General features: G+C 65.4%; 14 protein-coding genes. 8 read left to right on the top strand and 6 right to left on the bottom strand.

What is annotated here, in order from left to right; genetic code table 11:
* Positions 1-9: 9 nt before the first annotated feature.
* The 5 genes from uppS to rpsB form a co-directional block, all read right to left on the bottom strand.
* A complete protein-coding gene (uppS, locus tag ASD82_RS11425; protein WP_056717955.1) occupies positions 10-750 on the bottom strand; it encodes a polyprenyl diphosphate synthase in 741 nt (246 codons plus the stop codon).
* A 16-nt stretch (positions 751-766) separates the two neighbouring features.
* Positions 767-1,324, bottom strand: coding sequence for a ribosome recycling factor (gene frr, locus ASD82_RS11420; protein WP_007804466.1), 558 nt, complete (start codon positions 1,322-1,324; stop codon positions 767-769).
* Between the two features lie 72 nt (positions 1,325-1,396).
* Entirely contained in the window at positions 1,397-2,119 is a 723-nt protein-coding gene (pyrH, locus tag ASD82_RS11415; RefSeq protein WP_007804467.1) for a UMP kinase, read from the bottom strand.
* A 188-nt stretch (positions 2,120-2,307) separates the two neighbouring features.
* A complete protein-coding gene (tsf, locus tag ASD82_RS11410) occupies positions 2,308-3,186 on the bottom strand; it encodes a translation elongation factor Ts (RefSeq protein WP_056717954.1) in 879 nt (292 codons plus the stop codon).
* Positions 3,187-3,288: 102 nt separating this feature from the next.
* Entirely contained in the window at positions 3,289-4,140 is an 852-nt protein-coding gene (gene rpsB / locus ASD82_RS11405; protein WP_056717953.1) for a 30S ribosomal protein S2, read from the bottom strand.
* 316 nt (positions 4,141-4,456) lie between these two features.
* Between rpsB and map the strand changes: the two genes are divergently transcribed.
* From map to ASD82_RS11390, 3 genes are all read left to right on the top strand, one after another.
* Positions 4,457-5,221 carry a type I methionyl aminopeptidase gene (map, locus tag ASD82_RS11400; protein ID WP_056717952.1) on the top strand — a complete coding sequence of 255 codons (765 nt, stop codon included), beginning with the start codon at positions 4,457-4,459 and terminating at the stop codon, positions 5,219-5,221.
* Positions 5,222-5,305: 84 nt separating this feature from the next.
* Positions 5,306-7,939, top strand: coding sequence for a [protein-PII] uridylyltransferase (gene glnD / locus ASD82_RS11395; RefSeq protein WP_056717951.1), 2,634 nt, complete (start codon positions 5,306-5,308; stop codon positions 7,937-7,939).
* A 60-nt stretch (positions 7,940-7,999) separates the two neighbouring features.
* Entirely contained in the window at positions 8,000-8,449 is a 450-nt protein-coding gene (locus ASD82_RS11390) for a CopD family protein (protein WP_056717950.1), read from the top strand.
* A gap of 16 nt (positions 8,450-8,465) precedes the next feature.
* Here ASD82_RS11390 and ASD82_RS11385 read toward each other — a convergent pair whose 3' ends face one another.
* Complete coding sequence (locus tag ASD82_RS11385) at positions 8,466-9,470, bottom strand: NAD-dependent epimerase (protein ID WP_056717949.1); 1,005 nt, start codon at positions 9,468-9,470, stop codon at positions 8,466-8,468.
* 247 nt (positions 9,471-9,717) lie between these two features.
* On the opposite strand from ASD82_RS11385, the gene thrS reads away from it, so the two are divergent.
* From thrS to pheS, 5 genes are all read left to right on the top strand, one after another.
* Complete coding sequence (gene thrS, locus ASD82_RS11380) at positions 9,718-11,619, top strand: threonine--tRNA ligase (protein ID WP_056717948.1); 1,902 nt, start codon at positions 9,718-9,720, stop codon at positions 11,617-11,619.
* 55 nt (positions 11,620-11,674) lie between these two features.
* Positions 11,675-12,199: a translation initiation factor IF-3 gene (gene infC / locus ASD82_RS11375; protein WP_304437728.1), complete on the top strand. Its 525-nt coding sequence runs from the start codon at positions 11,675-11,677 to the stop codon at positions 12,197-12,199.
* Positions 12,200-12,551: 352 nt separating this feature from the next.
* Positions 12,552-12,749, top strand: coding sequence for a 50S ribosomal protein L35 (gene rpmI / locus ASD82_RS11370; protein ID WP_007512063.1), 198 nt, complete (start codon positions 12,552-12,554; stop codon positions 12,747-12,749).
* Positions 12,750-12,760: 11 nt separating this feature from the next.
* The gene (gene rplT / locus ASD82_RS11365) at positions 12,761-13,120 is read left to right on the top strand and encodes a 50S ribosomal protein L20 (RefSeq protein WP_007804486.1); all 360 of its coding nucleotides are present in this window, start codon (positions 12,761-12,763) and stop codon (positions 13,118-13,120) included.
* Positions 13,121-13,402: 282 nt separating this feature from the next.
* Complete coding sequence (pheS, locus tag ASD82_RS11360) at positions 13,403-14,398, top strand: phenylalanine--tRNA ligase subunit alpha (RefSeq protein WP_056717947.1); 996 nt, start codon at positions 13,403-13,405, stop codon at positions 14,396-14,398.
* Positions 14,399-14,460: the final 62 nt, after the last annotated feature.

Here is a 14,460-nt window from a genome sequence, read left to right as displayed (position 1 = left end):
GGGAATCCTCTAGGAAACTGGGGTGACCTGCTCGCCGGTACGGCCAAAACGGCGCTCCCGGCGGGCATAGTCTTCGATGGCCCGGCGCAGGCAAGCCTGGTCGAAATCGGGCCACAAGGTATCGGTAAAGTACAGCTCGGCGTACGCGACCTGCCACAACAGGAAATTGCTGATGCGGCATTCGCCGCCGGTGCGGATGAACAGGTCCAGCGGCGGCAGTTCGGCCAGGCTCATCCACTGGCCAAGTCGGGCCTCATCGATGTCGTCCGCGCGCAATTCGCCGCGAGCCACCGCGGCGGCGGCCTGGCGGCTGGCCTGCACGATGTCCCAGCGGCCGCCGTAGCTCACCGCGATGTTCACCTGCAGCCGGTCGTTGCCGGCGGTGCGCGCCATCGCCGCCTGCATCCGCTCGCGCAGGTTCGCCTCGAAGGCGTCGAGATTGCCGATGAAGCGCAGCCGCACGCCGTGGCCGTGCAGTTCGTCCACTTCCTTGTCCAGCGCCCGCACGAACAGCCCCATCAGCGCGCCCACTTCTTCCTGTGGGCGTTGCCAGTTTTCGCTGGAGAACGCGAACAGGGTCAACGCCTGCACGCCTTCGCGCAGGCAGGCCTCGATCACTTCGCGCACGGCCTTGCGGCCGGCATTGTGGCCGAAGCTGCGGGGGCGATGCCGTGCTTTCGCCCAGCGCCCGTTGCCATCCATCACGATGGCGATGTGGCGCGGCACCTGGGCGACGTCGGCGCCGGGCATGATGGGGCGATGACGCTCAGAGCGCCATCAGCTCCTCTTCCTTGGCCTTGACCACGACATCGACGTCCTTCACCGCGCGATCGGTGAGCTTCTGGATCTCGTCGTCGACACGGCGGTCTTCGTCCTCGGTGATCAGCTTTTCCTTGAGCAGGTCCTTGACCTGCTGCAGGGCGTCGCGACGGACGTTGCGGATCGCGATCTTGGCGTTCTCGCCCTCGTGGCCGACCAGCTTGGCCAGCTCGCGGCGGCGCTCCTCGGTCAGTGCGGGCATGTTGAGGCGGATCACGGTGCCGGCGGTGGTCGGCGTGATGCCCAGGTCCGAAGCCATCAGGGCCTTCTCGATCGGCGCCACCATGTTCTTTTCCCATGGCGTGATCAGGATGGTGCGCGCATCGGACAGCGAGACCGAGGCGACCTGCGCCAGCGGCATGTCCGAGCCGTAGTAGGACACCTTGATGCCGTCCACCAGCGAGGTGCTGGCGCGGCCGGTGCGGATGCGGGTGAGGTCGTGCCTGAGCGAGTCGATGCTCTTGCCCATGCGGGTCTGCGCATCGTTCTTGATGTCATTGAGCATGTCGTGCTTCCCGGTGAATCGTGCAACGGGTGATTATAGCAGCGGCCGCCGTGGCGGCTTGTTGCGGCGCGGTCAGCCGCCGTCGACCAGGGTGCCGATCGACTCGCCGCGCATGATCCGCATCAGGTTGCCGGCCACGGTCATGTCGTAGATGCGCAGCGGCATCTGCTGGTCGCGACACAGGGCGATCGCGGCGGTGTCCATCACCGCCAGCTTGCGCTCGATCACGTCGTCGTAGCCGAGTCGGTCATAACGGGTCGCGTCGGCATGCTTGGCCGGATCGGCGGTGTACACGCCATCGACCTTGGTCGCCTTCAGCAGCAGGTCCGCGCCGATCTCTACCGCGCGCAGGGCGGCCGCGGAATCGGTGGTGAAGAACGGATTGCCGGTGCCGGCGGCGAACAGCACGATGCGGCCCTTCTCGATGTGGCGAATGGCGCGGCGGCGGATGTAATCCTCGGCCACGTCGTGGATCTGGATCGCGCTGGTGACTCGTGCGTAGCCGCCGCGCTTCTCGATCGCGTCCTGCATCGCCAGCGCGTTCATCACGGTGGCCAGCATGCCCATGTGGTCGCCGGTGACCCGGTCCATGCCGGCGGCGGCGAGGCCGGCGCCGCGGAAGATGTTGCCGCCGCCGATCACGATGCCGATCTGCACGCCGGTCTTCTGCACCTCGATGATTTCATCGGCCAGCCGGCCGATCACCTTGGGATCGATGCCGTAGTCGGCATCGCCCATCAGGGCTTCACCGGAGAGCTTGAGCAGGATGCGGCGGTACTTGGGCTGGTCGCTCATGGGGGCTCCGGATTGTGTGGGGTAAACCGGCTTATTGTAGTGGCAGCGGCCCGTGGTCGGGGCGTTCGCCGTGGCCATCCGCGAAATTTTCCGCGAATCGGGAAGCGGGGCCCTGGTTTCAGGCGCCAGGGAATGAAAAAGGCCGCGATTGCTCGCGGCCTTTCGTTGTGCAACGACTTGCCGGGGGTTCAGCCCTGCATCGCCTTGGCCACTTCGGCCAGGTAGTCTTCCTGCACCTTCTCGATGCCTTCGCCAACCGCCAGGCGAGCCACCGAGATGACGTCGGCGCCTTCCTTCTTCAGCGCGTCGGCCACGGTGACGTTGGTGTCCAGCACGTAAGGCTGGCCCAGCAGGGTCACTTCGGAGACGATCTTCTGCACTTTGCCGGAGATGATCTTCTCGAGGATGTCGGCCGGCTTGGCCTTTTCCTTGTCGGACATCAGGCTCAGCGCGATCTCCTTTTCCTTGGCCAGGAATTCGGCCGGGACGTCCTCGGCGCGGATGTGCGCCGGGTTCATCGCCGCCACGTGCATGGCGATGCCCTTGGCCAGCTCTTCGGAGCCACCCTTGAGCGCCACCAGCACGCCGATGCGGCCGCCGTGGGTGTAGCTGCCGATCACGCCGTCATTCTTGACGACCGCCATGCGACGCACGTCGATCTTTTCGCCGATGGTGGCGATCAGGCTCTTGGCGGCTTCCTCGACATTGCTGGCGCCCGGGTAGGCGGCTGCCTTCAGTGCGTCGATGTCGGCAGCACCGGAGTTCAGCGCGACGTCGGCGACGGTGTCGCTGAACTTCAGGAAGCTCGCGTCCTTGCCCACGAAATCGGTTTCGCAGTTGATCTCGACCAGCACGGCCTTGCCGGCGCTCTGGGCAGCCACGATGCGACCTTCGGCAGCGATGCGGCTGGCCTTCTTGTCAGCCTTGGCCAGGCCGGACTTGCGCAGCCATTCCATCGCGGTTTCGATGTCGGCGTTGTTCTCGACCAGGGCCTTCTTGCATTCCATCATGCCGGCGCCGGACCGCTCGCGCAGCTCCTTGACCAGTTGTGCGGAAATATTGCTCATCGTCAATCCTCTAATGCTTGGATGGCGCGGTGGCGAACGGGCGCCACCGCGCGGTGATCTCGGGCAGGGCCTGACGGCGGCCGTTGACCGCCGTCGGCGCGCTTACCTGGCGTCGTTGCGCGAACCACGACCGCCGTCACGGCCGCCTTCGCGGCGCGGGGCGGACTTGCGCGGGGCAGCCTCGCGGCGCGGACGATCGACCTTGGCGACCGGGTTGCCTTCCTCGTCCAGCTCGACGAAGTCGTTGCCGTCGCCCTGGGCGGCGGCCGGCGCGGCGGCCTTGCCTTCCAGGATCGAGTCGGCAGCGGCGCGGGCGTACAGCTGGATCGCGCGGATCGCGTCGTCGTTGCCCGGGATGGCGTAGTCGACCAGTTCCGGGTTGTAGTTGGTGTCGACCACGGCGATCACCGGGATGCCCAGCTTCTTGGCTTCCTGCACGGCGATGTCTTCGTGGCCGATGTCGATCACGAACAGCGCGTCGGGCAGGCGGTTCATGTCCTTGATGCCGCCCAGCGAGGCCTGCAGCTTGTCGCGCTCACGGCGACGGGCCAGCACTTCGTGCTTGACCAGCTTGTCGAACGAACCGTCGGTCTCGGCCGCTTCCAGTTCCTTCAGGCGCGAAACGGACTGCTTCACGGTGCGGAAGTTGGTCAGCATGCCGCCGAGCCAGCGCGAGGTGACGAACGGCATGCCGGCGCGTGCAGCCTCTTCGGCCAACGGCTCGCGGGCCGAACGCTTGGTGCCGACGAACAGGATGGTGCCGCGCTTCTGCGCCAGGCCCGACAGGAAATTCATCGCGTCGGTGAACAGCGGCAGGGTCTTTTCGAGATTGATGATGTGGATCTTGCCGCGGGCGCCGAAGATGTACGGGGCCATCTTGGGGTTCCAGTAACGGGTCTGGTGACCGAAATGGACGCCGGCTTCCAGCATCTGACGCATGGTGACTTGTGCCATGGGGGTGTCGCTCCGATTGTCGGTTCCCTCGAGAAGGAACCTGGGGGTTGGGACCTCCACGCATCCCCGGCTTCGACCGCGACTTGCCCGATTTTGTGGGTGGGCGAGGCGCGGCACCCCGAAGGCGGTGCCGATGCGTGTGTGGCGTTGGTTTGGGTGTTGTACCGCGGAGGGTTACAATTCCCGTTCGCTTTGCGTTGGCCACTCCAGATATGGAGGTGCAGGCCCTGCAAAACTCCGAAATTGTAGCCGGTACGCCGGCGGTGCGGCAAGTCGCTGGATTTGTTTGGCTTTTGCCGCCATATGAGTGGAACCGATGGCCATTACCCTGAAATCCCCCGAAGACCTCGAAGGCATGCGCGTTGCCGGCCGGCTGGCAGCCGAAGTGCTGGCCATGCTCAAGGATCACGTCAGGCCCGGGGTCACCACCGAGGAGCTCGACCGGCTCGCCTACGAGCACATCGTCAACGTGCAGAAGGCGATCCCCGCCAACGTCGGCTACCACGGATTTCCCAAGACCCTGTGCACCTCGGTCAACCACGTGATCTGCCATGGCATCCCGAACGAGGGCAAGGTGCTCAAGGACGGCGACATCGTCAACCTCGACGTCACCGTGATCAAGGATGGCTGGCACGGCGACACCAGCCGCATGTATGTCGCCGGCACGCCGTCGGTGCTGGCCAAGCGGTTGATGGACACCACCTTCGAGGCGATGATGCGCGGCATCCAGGCCGTGCGCCCCGGCGCGACGCTGGGCGACGTCGGTCATGCGATCCAGCAGCACGCCGAGGCGGCCGGCTTCTCGGTGGTGCGCGAGTATTGCGGTCACGGCATTGGCAAGGTCTATCACGACGAGCCGCAGGTTTTGCACTACGGCAAGCCCGGCACCGGGATCGAGCTGAAGAAGGGCATGACGTTCACCGTCGAGCCGATGGTCAACGCCGGCAAGCCGCAGACGCGGCAATTGCCGGACGGCTGGACCGTGGTGACCCGCGATCACTCGCTGTCGGCGCAGTGGGAACACACCATCGCGGTGACCGACGACGGCTTCGAGATCCTCACCGCCTGGCCGGATGCCTGAGAAGCCGGGATGCGGGATACGGAGCGGGCCGTCGCGGCATGGCAGACTGCCCCTCTCACTCCTTGCCATTTGCTTCCGGCTCCAATGAATCCAACGCTTCCCCCCTTGCCGCGCCTGCCCGTGGCCGTGCCGCGCTCCGGCGTTTCGGCCGAGGCGCGGCGGGCGTTGCGGCAACTGCTGGGCGACGTCGACCGGGCGTTGGCCACGGCGTTTCGCGACGGCGCCGACGCCAGTGCGCTGGCGCGCCGTCGCGGCGAATCGGTGGCGCGGGTCGTGGCGCACGTGTGGATGGCCTGCCTGGGTGAGGTCGGCGGCACCGCGTTGTTCGCGGTCGGCGGCTTCGGCCGCGGCCTGTTGTTTCCTTGCTCCGACGTGGATCTGCTGGCCCTGACCGGGGCGTCGGAGCCGGCGCGCCTGCGTGCCCTCGAACAGTGCTTCGCCACCTTGTGGGACATCGGCCTCAAGGTCGGCCATGCGGTGCGTGATCCGGCCCAGTGCCGCGCACTCGCCGCCCGGGACGCCAGCGTGTTCACCAGCCTGCTGGATGCGCGTCGGCTGGCGGGCGATCCGGAAATGGAAGGTGTGCTGCGCGCGATCGTCGACGATCCGGCGCTGTGGCCGCCACGCGAGTATCTGGCCGCGCGGCTGGCCGAACGCAATGCGCGCCACGCCCGTTACGACGACACCGCCTACAACCTCGAGCCGAATCTGAAGGATGGCCCGGGTGGCCTGCGCACGCTCGACTCGCTGCGCTGGATGGGCCTGCGGCTGGCGCACGCCAACGATCTTGCCGACATGGTCACCGAAGGCCTGCTCGACCCGGCGGAACAGTCGGTGCTGGAGGAGTCCGAGGCGACCCTGCGCCGCTATCGCTATGCGCTGCATCTGGAGGCCGGACGCGCCGAGGAGCGGCTGCTGTTCGACTACCAGCGGGCGCTGGCCGAGCGCTTGGGCTTCGAGGACGAGCACGCCAAGAACCTGGGCGTCGAGCAATTCATGCAGGGTTACTACCGCGCCGCCAGCCAGGTGGAGCGGCTGGGCGTGCAGGTGGCCGAACGGTTCGAGGAAATGCTGGAATCGCCCGGCGAGGCCTTGCCGGTGGGGGAGGCGTTCGTGCGTTACGGATCGCGCCTGGCAGCGATCGACCCGCAGCTGTTCATGCGCCGTCCGGCCGCGCTGGTGGAGATCTTCATCGCCCGGCTGGACCAGCCGGGCGTGGTCGGCTTCACCGCCGACTCCATGCGCCGCATCCACCAGGCCACCGCCGTGCATGGCGATGCACTGGCCGATGATCGCGAGGTGCTGGCCGCCTTCCTGCGACTGCTGCGTCGCGGTGCGCCGGCGGTGGAGGCGTTGTGGCGGATGAACCGGCACGGCCTGCTGGCGGCGATTCTGCCCGCGTTCGGCAAGGTGTTCGGGCGCATGCAGTACGACCTGTTCCATGTCTACACGGTCGACGAACACACCTTGCGCGTGCTGCGCAACCTGGCGCGGTTCGCCGACCCCGCGGCACAACGCGAGTTCGCGCTGGGCTGCGAGATATGGGCCAGCCTGCCCACGCCCGAGGTGCTGCTGCTGGCCGGCCTGTTCCACGACATCGCGAAGGGGCGCGGTGGCGATCACTCGCTGCTGGGCGAGGAGGATGCACGGACCTTCTGCAGCCGTCTCGGGTTGCCGCCCGCCGACGTCGAACGCGTCGCCTGGCTGGTGCGCCACCATCTGCTGATGAGCACCACGGCGCAGCGTCAGGACATCACCGACCCGGACGTGGTGCACCGTTTCGCCGAGGTGGTCGACAACCGCGAGCAACTGGGGCAGCTCTACCTGCTCACCGTGGCGGACATCATCGGCACCAGTCCGCGCCTGTGGAACGGCTGGAAGGATCGCCTGCTGGCCGATCTCTACACCGGCACCCGCTATGCGCTGCGCAGCGATGTCGAGCTGCCGCGCGACATCGGCCAGCGCGTGCGCGACTGTTCCGAATACGCACTGGCGCTGCTGCTGGACCAGGGGTTTGCCGAGGCCGACGTGATCCGCGTATGGGCCGACTTCCCCCAACTCAGTTTCCTGCGTCATCGGCCCGAGCAGATCGCGTGGCAGACCGCGGCCATCCTGCAGGCCGATGGAGCGGTGCCGCTGGTGGCGGTGCATCCGCTGTCGGTGCGCGGCAGTACCGAACTGTTCGTCTGCACGCCCGACCGGGATGGCCTTTTCGCCACGGTGACCGCCGTGCTGGATCGCCTGCGTTTCTCGGTGATGGAGGCGCGCATCCTCAGCTCGTCGACCGGCATGGCGCTGGACACCTTCCTGCTGCTCGATGCGGACAGCCAGCAGCCGGTCAGTGCAGCACGTGCCCAGGAATTGCAGCAGCGGCTGCAACGCGCACTGGCGCAGTCGGCGGGCGTGCAACCGAGCAAGCGCGGCATGTCGCGCCATCAGAAACATTTCCAGATGACCCCGCGGATCAGCTTCCACGCCGCCGGCGACCGGACCCAGCTGGCGCTGGTCGGCACCGATCGGCCAGGCCTGCTGGCCGCGGTGGCCCAGGTGATGTCGAGCACCGGGGTGCGCGTGCACGATGCCCGCATCGCCACGTTCGGCGAACGCGTCGAGGACTTCTTCCAGCTCACCGACCGGCATGACGCACCGCTCGACGCAGGCATCCAGCAACGGCTGCTGCAGGCCCTGCTGGAACGCATGGGTCCCGCATCGGCCTGAGCGGCGCCGCCGCGTTATCATCACCTTCGCTGCATGCCGCAGCGGCCATCCGTTTCCGTCATGACCTATCTGTTGATCAAGTCGCTGCACCTGTTGTTCGTGATCGCCTGGATGGCCACGGTGTTCTATCTGCCGCGGATCCTGGTGAACCTGGCCGAAAGCGCTGGCGAACCCGTGGTGCAGGCGCGATTGCAGCTGATGGGGCGGCGCCTGTACAAATTCGGCCACAACATGTTTGGCCTCGCCTTCGTGTTCGGCCTGACCCTGTGGCAGGGCTGGCGGGTGTTTCCGCAGAACTTGCCGAACGTCACCTCGGGCATGCACTGGATCGATGCCAAGCTGACCCTGGTGGCGCTGCTGCTGGCGTATTTCATCTGGGCTGGCCGCATGCTCAAGAACAACGCGAAGGGCGCGGCGCTGCCGTCATCGAAGGCCCTGCGCTGGCTCAATGAACTGCCGGTGCTGCTGCTGCTGGGCGTGATCTGGCTGGTGCTCGCCAAGCCGTTCTGAGTTTCGGCGGGCCGGATCAGCCGTGGTACTCGCGGTACCACTGCACGAATTTCGCCACGCCATCCTCGATCGAGGTGCTCGGCGCATAGCCCACGTCGCGGCGCAGCGCCGACACGTCGGCCCAGGTGTCGGGCACGTCGCCGGGCTGCATCGGCAGCAGGCGTTTTTCCACGCTGCGCCCCAGGTTCTGTTCCAGCAGCTCGATGAAGCGCAGCAGCTGCACCGGCTGGTCGTTGCCGATGTTGTAGACGCGATAAGGCGCGTTCGACGTGCCCGGATTCGGCAGCTCGGCGTCGTAGGCGGGGTCGGGCGTGGCCGGCTGATCCAGCGTGCGGATCACGCCTTCGACGATGTCGTCGACATAGGTGAAGTCGCGGCTGTGGTGGCCATGGTTGAACACGTCGATCGGCTCGCCGCGGCTGATCCGGTCGGCGAACAGGATCGGCGACATGTCCGGCCGGCCCCACGGGCCATACACGGTGAAGAAGCGCAGGCCGGTGGTCGGGATGCCGTATAGATGGCTATACGTGTGCGCCATCAGCTCGTTCGCCTTCTTGCTGGCGGCATACAGGCTGACCGGGTGGTCGACCGCATCCTCCACCGCAAACGGCAGTTTGCGATTGGCGCCGTAGACCGAACTGGAGGAGGCGTAGACCAGGTGCTCGACGCCACCGTGGCGGCAGCCTTCGAGAATGTTGACGAAGCCGGCCAGGTTGCTCTGCACGTACGCGCGCGGGTTGCGGATCGAGTAGCGCACGCCGGCCTGGGCGGCCAGGTTCACCACGCGCTGCGGCTTGAAGTCGGCAAACGCCTGATCCACCGCCTCGGCATCGGCCAGGTCGGCGCGCTGGTGGCTGTAGTTGGGGTGGTCGATGAAGCGGGCCAGGCGCGCTTCCTTCAACGCCGGGTCGTAGTAACTGTTGTGGTTGTCGAAGCCGCGGACCACGTCGCCGCGTGCCAGCAGGCGCTGGGCCAGGGCGGCGCCAATGAAGCCGGCGGTGCCGGTAACCAGGATGCGCATGGAAAGTCCTCGCAGGATCGGGCTGCATTCTATCGCGCACCTCGTGCATATCGCCCTGAAAGCGGAGGATTGACAGCCGATTTGGGCTAAACTAGCGTTTCTGCAATCCACAAGATCAAGGTGGCCCGCGTCACGCCGGCCGAGTGTGCGACATGGCAACTACCCGCTGCTCCTGCTGACCCCACCACGCCTTGTGCTTTTTGAAGAAGGGCGGATGCCCTTTTTTGCTTTTCAGAGAACGCTTCCCATGATCGAGATCACGCTACCCGACGGCAGCAAGCGGCCGTTCGACCATCCCGTCACCGTGCAGGACGTGGCCGCCTCGATTGGCGCCGGCCTGGCCAAGGCGACCCTGGCCGGCAAGGTCGACGGCAAGCTGGTCGATGCCAGCTTCCCGATCGAGCACGACGCCAGCCTGCAGATCGTCACCGAGAAAAGTCCGGAGGCGCTGGAGATCCTGCGCCACTCCACCGCGCACCTGATGGGGCAGGCGGTGCAGCGGCTGTTCCCGGGCGCGCAGGTCACCATCGGTCCGGTGATCGACAACGGCTTCTATTACGACTTCGCCTACGAGCGCCCGTTCACGCCGGACGACCTGCCGAAGATCGAGGCGGAGATGCACAAGCTCGTCGCCGAGCAGCTGCCGGTCACGCGCAGCGTGAAGTCGCGCGACGAGGCGGTGGCGTTCTTTCGCGGCCTGGGCGAGAACTACAAGGCCGAGATCATCGAAGGCATTCCGGCCGACCAGGACCTGTCGCTGTATTCGCAGGGCGAGTTCACCGACCTGTGCCGCGGTCCGCACGTGCCGAACACCGGCAAGCTGCACTCGTTCAAGCTGATGAAGGTGGCCGGCGCGTACTGGCGTGGCGATTCCAACAACGCGATGCTCAGCCGCATCTACGGCACCGCGTGGCTCAACGACAAGGACCTGAAGGCGTACCTGTTCCAGCTGGAAGAAGCCGAGAAGCGCGACCACCGCAAGATCGGCAAGCAGCTGGACCTGTTCCACCAGCAGGAAGAAAGCCCCGGCATGGTGTTCTGGCACCCGAACGGCTGGGCGATCTGGCAGCAGGTCGAGCAGTACATGCGCGGCGTGTACAAGAAGAGCGGCTACCAGGAAGTGCGTTGCCCGATGGTGCTGGACGTGTCGCTGTGGAAGCGCTCGGGCCACTGGGACAACTACGCCGAGAACATGTTCTTCACCGAGTCGGAGAAGCACACCTTCGCGCTGAAGCCGATGAACTGCCCCGGCCACGTGCAGGTGTTCAACACCGGCCTGCACAGCTATCGCGAACTGCCGATCCGTTACGGCGAGTTCGGCGGTTGCCACCGCAACGAGCCGTCCGGCGCGCTGCACGGCATCATGCGCGTGCGCGCGTTCACCCAGGACGACGGCCACATCTTCTGCACGCCCGAGCAGGTCGAGGCGGAGGTCACCGCGTTCCATCTGCAGGCCATGAAGGTGTATGCCGACTTCGGCTTCACCGACCTGGCGATCAAGCTGGCGCTGCGCCCCGAAAAACGCATCGGCTCGGACGAATTCTGGGATCGCACCGAGGAAATGCTGCGCAATGCGCTGCGTGCCGCCGGCGTGGCGTGGGAGGAACTGCCGGGCGAGGGTGCGTTCTACGCGCCGAAGATCGAGTACCACCTGAAGGACTCGATCGGTCGCGCCTGGCAGGTCGGCACCATGCAGGTCGACTTCATGATGCCCGAACGCCTGGACGCCGAATACGTCGACGAACACTCGCAGAAGCGGCATCCGGTGATGCTGCACCGGGCCATCGTGGGCTCGATGGAGCGTTTCATCGGCATCCTGATCGAGCACCATGCCGGCCTGCTGCCGGCATGGCTGGCCCCGGTGCAGGCGGTGGCGTTCAATATCACCGACGCCCAGGCCGATTATGTCCGCGAAGTGACGCAAACCCTTGTCGACAAAGGTTTCCGGGTACAATCGGATTTGCGCAACGAGAAAGTCGGCTATAAAATCCGCGAACATACGATGCAGAAAGTGCCGTACCTGCTCGTGGTCGGTGACCGCGAGAAAGAGACGGGGACGGTTTCTGTGCGTACCCGTTCCGGTGAAGACCTGGGCAGCATGAAGCTGGCCGATTTCATCGAGCGACTGGAGACCGAAACCCGGCGCTGAGCGAAAACGCTCAGCCTGGCGGTCAGTGACATTACTTCTTCTGGAGGATCGTGGTATCGCAACCACCGACAACAAGGGCAATCGTCGTAACCTGGAAATCCGTGTGCCGCGGGTGCGTGTCATTGGCGCCGATGCGGAACAGCTCGGCATCCTGACCCGTGACGAGGCGCTGGCACTGGCGCAGGAAGCCGGCATGGATCTGGTCGAGATCCAGCCCAACGGCGACCCGCCGGTCTGCCGCATCATGGATTACGGCAAGTTCAAGTTCGAAGCCCAGAAGAAGGCGCAAGCCGCCAAGAAGAAGCAGAAGCAGGTCGAGATCAAGGAAGTGAAGTTCCGTCCGGTCACGGACGTGGGCGACTACCAGATCAAGCTGCGCAACATGCTCCGCTTCCTCGAAGAGGGCGACAAGGTCAAGGTCACCATCCGCTTCCGCGGTCGCGAGATGTCGCACCAGGATCTGGGCCAGAACCTGGCCAAGAAGATCCAGGAAGACATCGGCGAGAACGGCCAGGTCGAGTCCTTCCCGCGTCTGGAAGGCCGCCAGATGGTCATGATGATCGGGCCCAAGAAGAAATAGGCTGCTTGCCTGTGGGAGTTCGCTGGCGGGCGATGCTCTTTTGCCGTATCTCCCGGAGCAGGCGCTTTTGGGGCGGGGCAAGCCCCGAACCCTCACCTCAATCCTCTCCCGGAGGGAGAGGAGGCGAAGGCGAGAAGCGTTCTTAATTGGATTGGAGCGGGGAGAGGAGGCCATGGTCAGCACTTCGTGCTGGTGTTTGGCTTCATGAACCCGTATGATCACGGGTTCGACCCGCCTGGATGGGTCGTGCACCGATCATGGCAGGACGGAAAGTGTGGCTCTCGGGGTCACCGCCAGATCAGTCAGAAACCGGGACGTCCACATCGGAGTCGTCCCACTCAAGGAGCATTCCATGCCCAAGATCAAGACCAACCGGGCGGCTGCGAAGCGTTTTCGCAAGACCGCATCGGGCAAGATCAAGTGCGGTCACGCGTTCAAGTCGCACATCCTGACCAAGAAGTCGACCAAGCAGAAGCGTGGTCTCCGTGCACCGAACCACCTGAAGGCGTGTGATGCGCCCGGCGTGGCTCGCATGCTGCCCTACTTGTAAGGAGATAGACCATGGCTCGTGTAAAGCGTGGCGTCACCGCCCGTCGTCGTCACAAGAAAATCATCGGCCGCGCGAAGGGTTACTACAATGCCCGTCGCAAGGTCTTCCGCGTAGCCAACCAGGCCGTCATCAAGGCTGGTCAGTACGCGTACATCGGCCGCAAGCAGCGCAAGCGCCAGTTCCGTGCCCTGTGGATCGTGCGTATCAACGCCGCCGCTCGCATGTTCGGCCTGTCCTACAGCCGCCTCATCAATGGCCTCTCCAAGGCCGGGATCACGGTGGACCGCAAGGTTCTCGCCGATATCGCCGTGCACGACATCAAGGCTTTTGGTGTGATCGCCGAGAAAGCAAAGGCCAGTCTGGCTGCTTGATCGTCGGGCGCTCCTGCGTCAGCACGATATGATGTAAAGCAAGCGGGGAGGAGGCCACAGCCTTCTCCCCGCTTTCGTTTGGATAAAGGCTTTTTGCGATTGCCTCCTCTCCCTTCTGGCGACCAACGGGAGTCCCCTTGCGGGTGAGAGGATTGAGGTGAGGGTACGGGACTTGCCCGGACTTCAACCGGAGCGCGCTTCGGTCAGGCAACAACGCAAGAGTGGCCCCTCAACCCACCCTCTCCCCGAAAGGGGGAGGGAAGTAGCGAGAAGTGCATCACTATGGACGATCTGGACACCCGCGCGGCACAGGCACTGGCCGATATCGACAAGGCCGACACGCTGGACGCGCTCGAGGCGCTGCGCGTGGGCCTGCTGGGCAAGAGCGGCATCGTCACCGCCGCGCTGAAGACGCTCGGTGCACTGGCGCCGGACGAGCGCAAGGCGCGCGGCGCCGAGGTGAACCGGGTCAAGGAGCAGCTGGCCGATGCGCTGGCCACGCGCAAGCAGGTGCTGGAACAGGCCGAGCTGGAACGTCGCCTCGCCTCCGAGAAGCTCGACATCAGCCTGCCCGGGCGCGACGGCGAACGCGGCGGCATCCATCCGATCACCCGCGCGCTGGAACGCATCAGCGCGATCTTCGCGCGACTGGGCTACCAGCGTGCCGACGGTCCGGAGATCGAGGACGACTGGCACAACTTCGAGGCGCTGAACTTCCCGCCGCACCATCCGGCGCGCGCCATGCACGACACCTTCTATTTCGGCGACGGCCGCCTGCTGCGCACGCACACTTCGCCGGTGCAGATCCGTTCGATGGCCGGTCGCCAGCCGCCGATCCGGATCATCGCGCCGGGCAAGGTCTATCGCAGCGATTCGGACCAGACCCATTCGCCGATGTTCCATCAGATCGAGGGGCTGCTGATCGACGAAACCTCCAGCTTCGCCGACCTGAAGGGCACGCTGGCCGAATTCATCCATGCATTCTTCGAACGCGATTTCGAGATGCGCTTCCGTCCCAGCTACTTCCCGTTCACCGAGCCGTCGGCCGAGGTGGACATCCGCTGGGACGCCGAGGATGGCTCGACGCGCTGGCTGGAAGTGCTGGGCTGCGGCATGGTCCACCCGAACGTGCTGAAGAACTGCGGCATCGATCCGGAGCGTTATACCGGCTTCGCCTTCGGCCTCGGCGTGGAGCGTTTCGCAATGCTGCGCTACGGCGTTTCCGACCTGCGCGCATTCTTCGAGAACGATCTGCGGTTCCTCAGGCAGTTTGCCTGAGAAGTGAATCGGGAATAGGGAATAGGGAATAGTAAAGGCAGCGGCCTGCGATCTTCCGATTC

The organism is Rhodanobacter sp. Root179 (genome assembly GCF_001428465.1).
GTDB lineage: Bacteria > Pseudomonadota > Gammaproteobacteria > Xanthomonadales > Rhodanobacteraceae > Rhodanobacter.
The sequence above is the reverse complement of the archived record's forward strand: the minus strand, read 5'-3'. Positions and strand labels throughout refer to the sequence as shown.

What these genes read in the sequence shown, in the direction of transcription:
- pyrH (WP_007804467.1), bottom strand. Translation starts at nt 2,119, where the DNA reads ATGAGCGACCAGCCCAAGTACCGCCGCATCCTGCTCAAGCTCTCCGGT.
- uppS (WP_056717955.1), bottom strand. Translation starts at nt 750, where the DNA reads ATGCCCGGCGCCGACGTCGCCCAGGTGCCGCGCCACATCGCCATCGTG.
- ASD82_RS11385 (WP_056717949.1), bottom strand. Translation starts at nt 9,470, where the DNA reads ATGCGCATCCTGGTTACCGGCACCGCCGGCTTCATTGGCGCCGCCCTG.
- tsf (WP_056717954.1), bottom strand. Translation starts at nt 3,186, where the DNA reads ATGAGCAATATTTCCGCACAACTGGTCAAGGAGCTGCGCGAGCGGTCC.
- rpsB (WP_056717953.1), bottom strand. Translation starts at nt 4,140, where the DNA reads ATGGCACAAGTCACCATGCGTCAGATGCTGGAAGCCGGCGTCCATTTC.
- pheS (WP_056717947.1), top strand. Translation starts at nt 13,403, where the DNA reads ATGGACGATCTGGACACCCGCGCGGCACAGGCACTGGCCGATATCGAC.
- glnD (WP_056717951.1), top strand. Translation starts at nt 5,306, where the DNA reads ATGAATCCAACGCTTCCCCCCTTGCCGCGCCTGCCCGTGGCCGTGCCG.
- map (WP_056717952.1), top strand. Translation starts at nt 4,457, where the DNA reads ATGGCCATTACCCTGAAATCCCCCGAAGACCTCGAAGGCATGCGCGTT.
- rplT (WP_007804486.1), top strand. Translation starts at nt 12,761, where the DNA reads ATGGCTCGTGTAAAGCGTGGCGTCACCGCCCGTCGTCGTCACAAGAAA.
- ASD82_RS11390 (WP_056717950.1), top strand. Translation starts at nt 8,000, where the DNA reads ATGACCTATCTGTTGATCAAGTCGCTGCACCTGTTGTTCGTGATCGCC.
- rpmI (WP_007512063.1), top strand. Translation starts at nt 12,552, where the DNA reads ATGCCCAAGATCAAGACCAACCGGGCGGCTGCGAAGCGTTTTCGCAAG.
- frr (WP_007804466.1), bottom strand. Translation starts at nt 1,324, where the DNA reads ATGCTCAATGACATCAAGAACGATGCGCAGACCCGCATGGGCAAGAGC.
- thrS (WP_056717948.1), top strand. Translation starts at nt 9,718, where the DNA reads ATGATCGAGATCACGCTACCCGACGGCAGCAAGCGGCCGTTCGACCAT.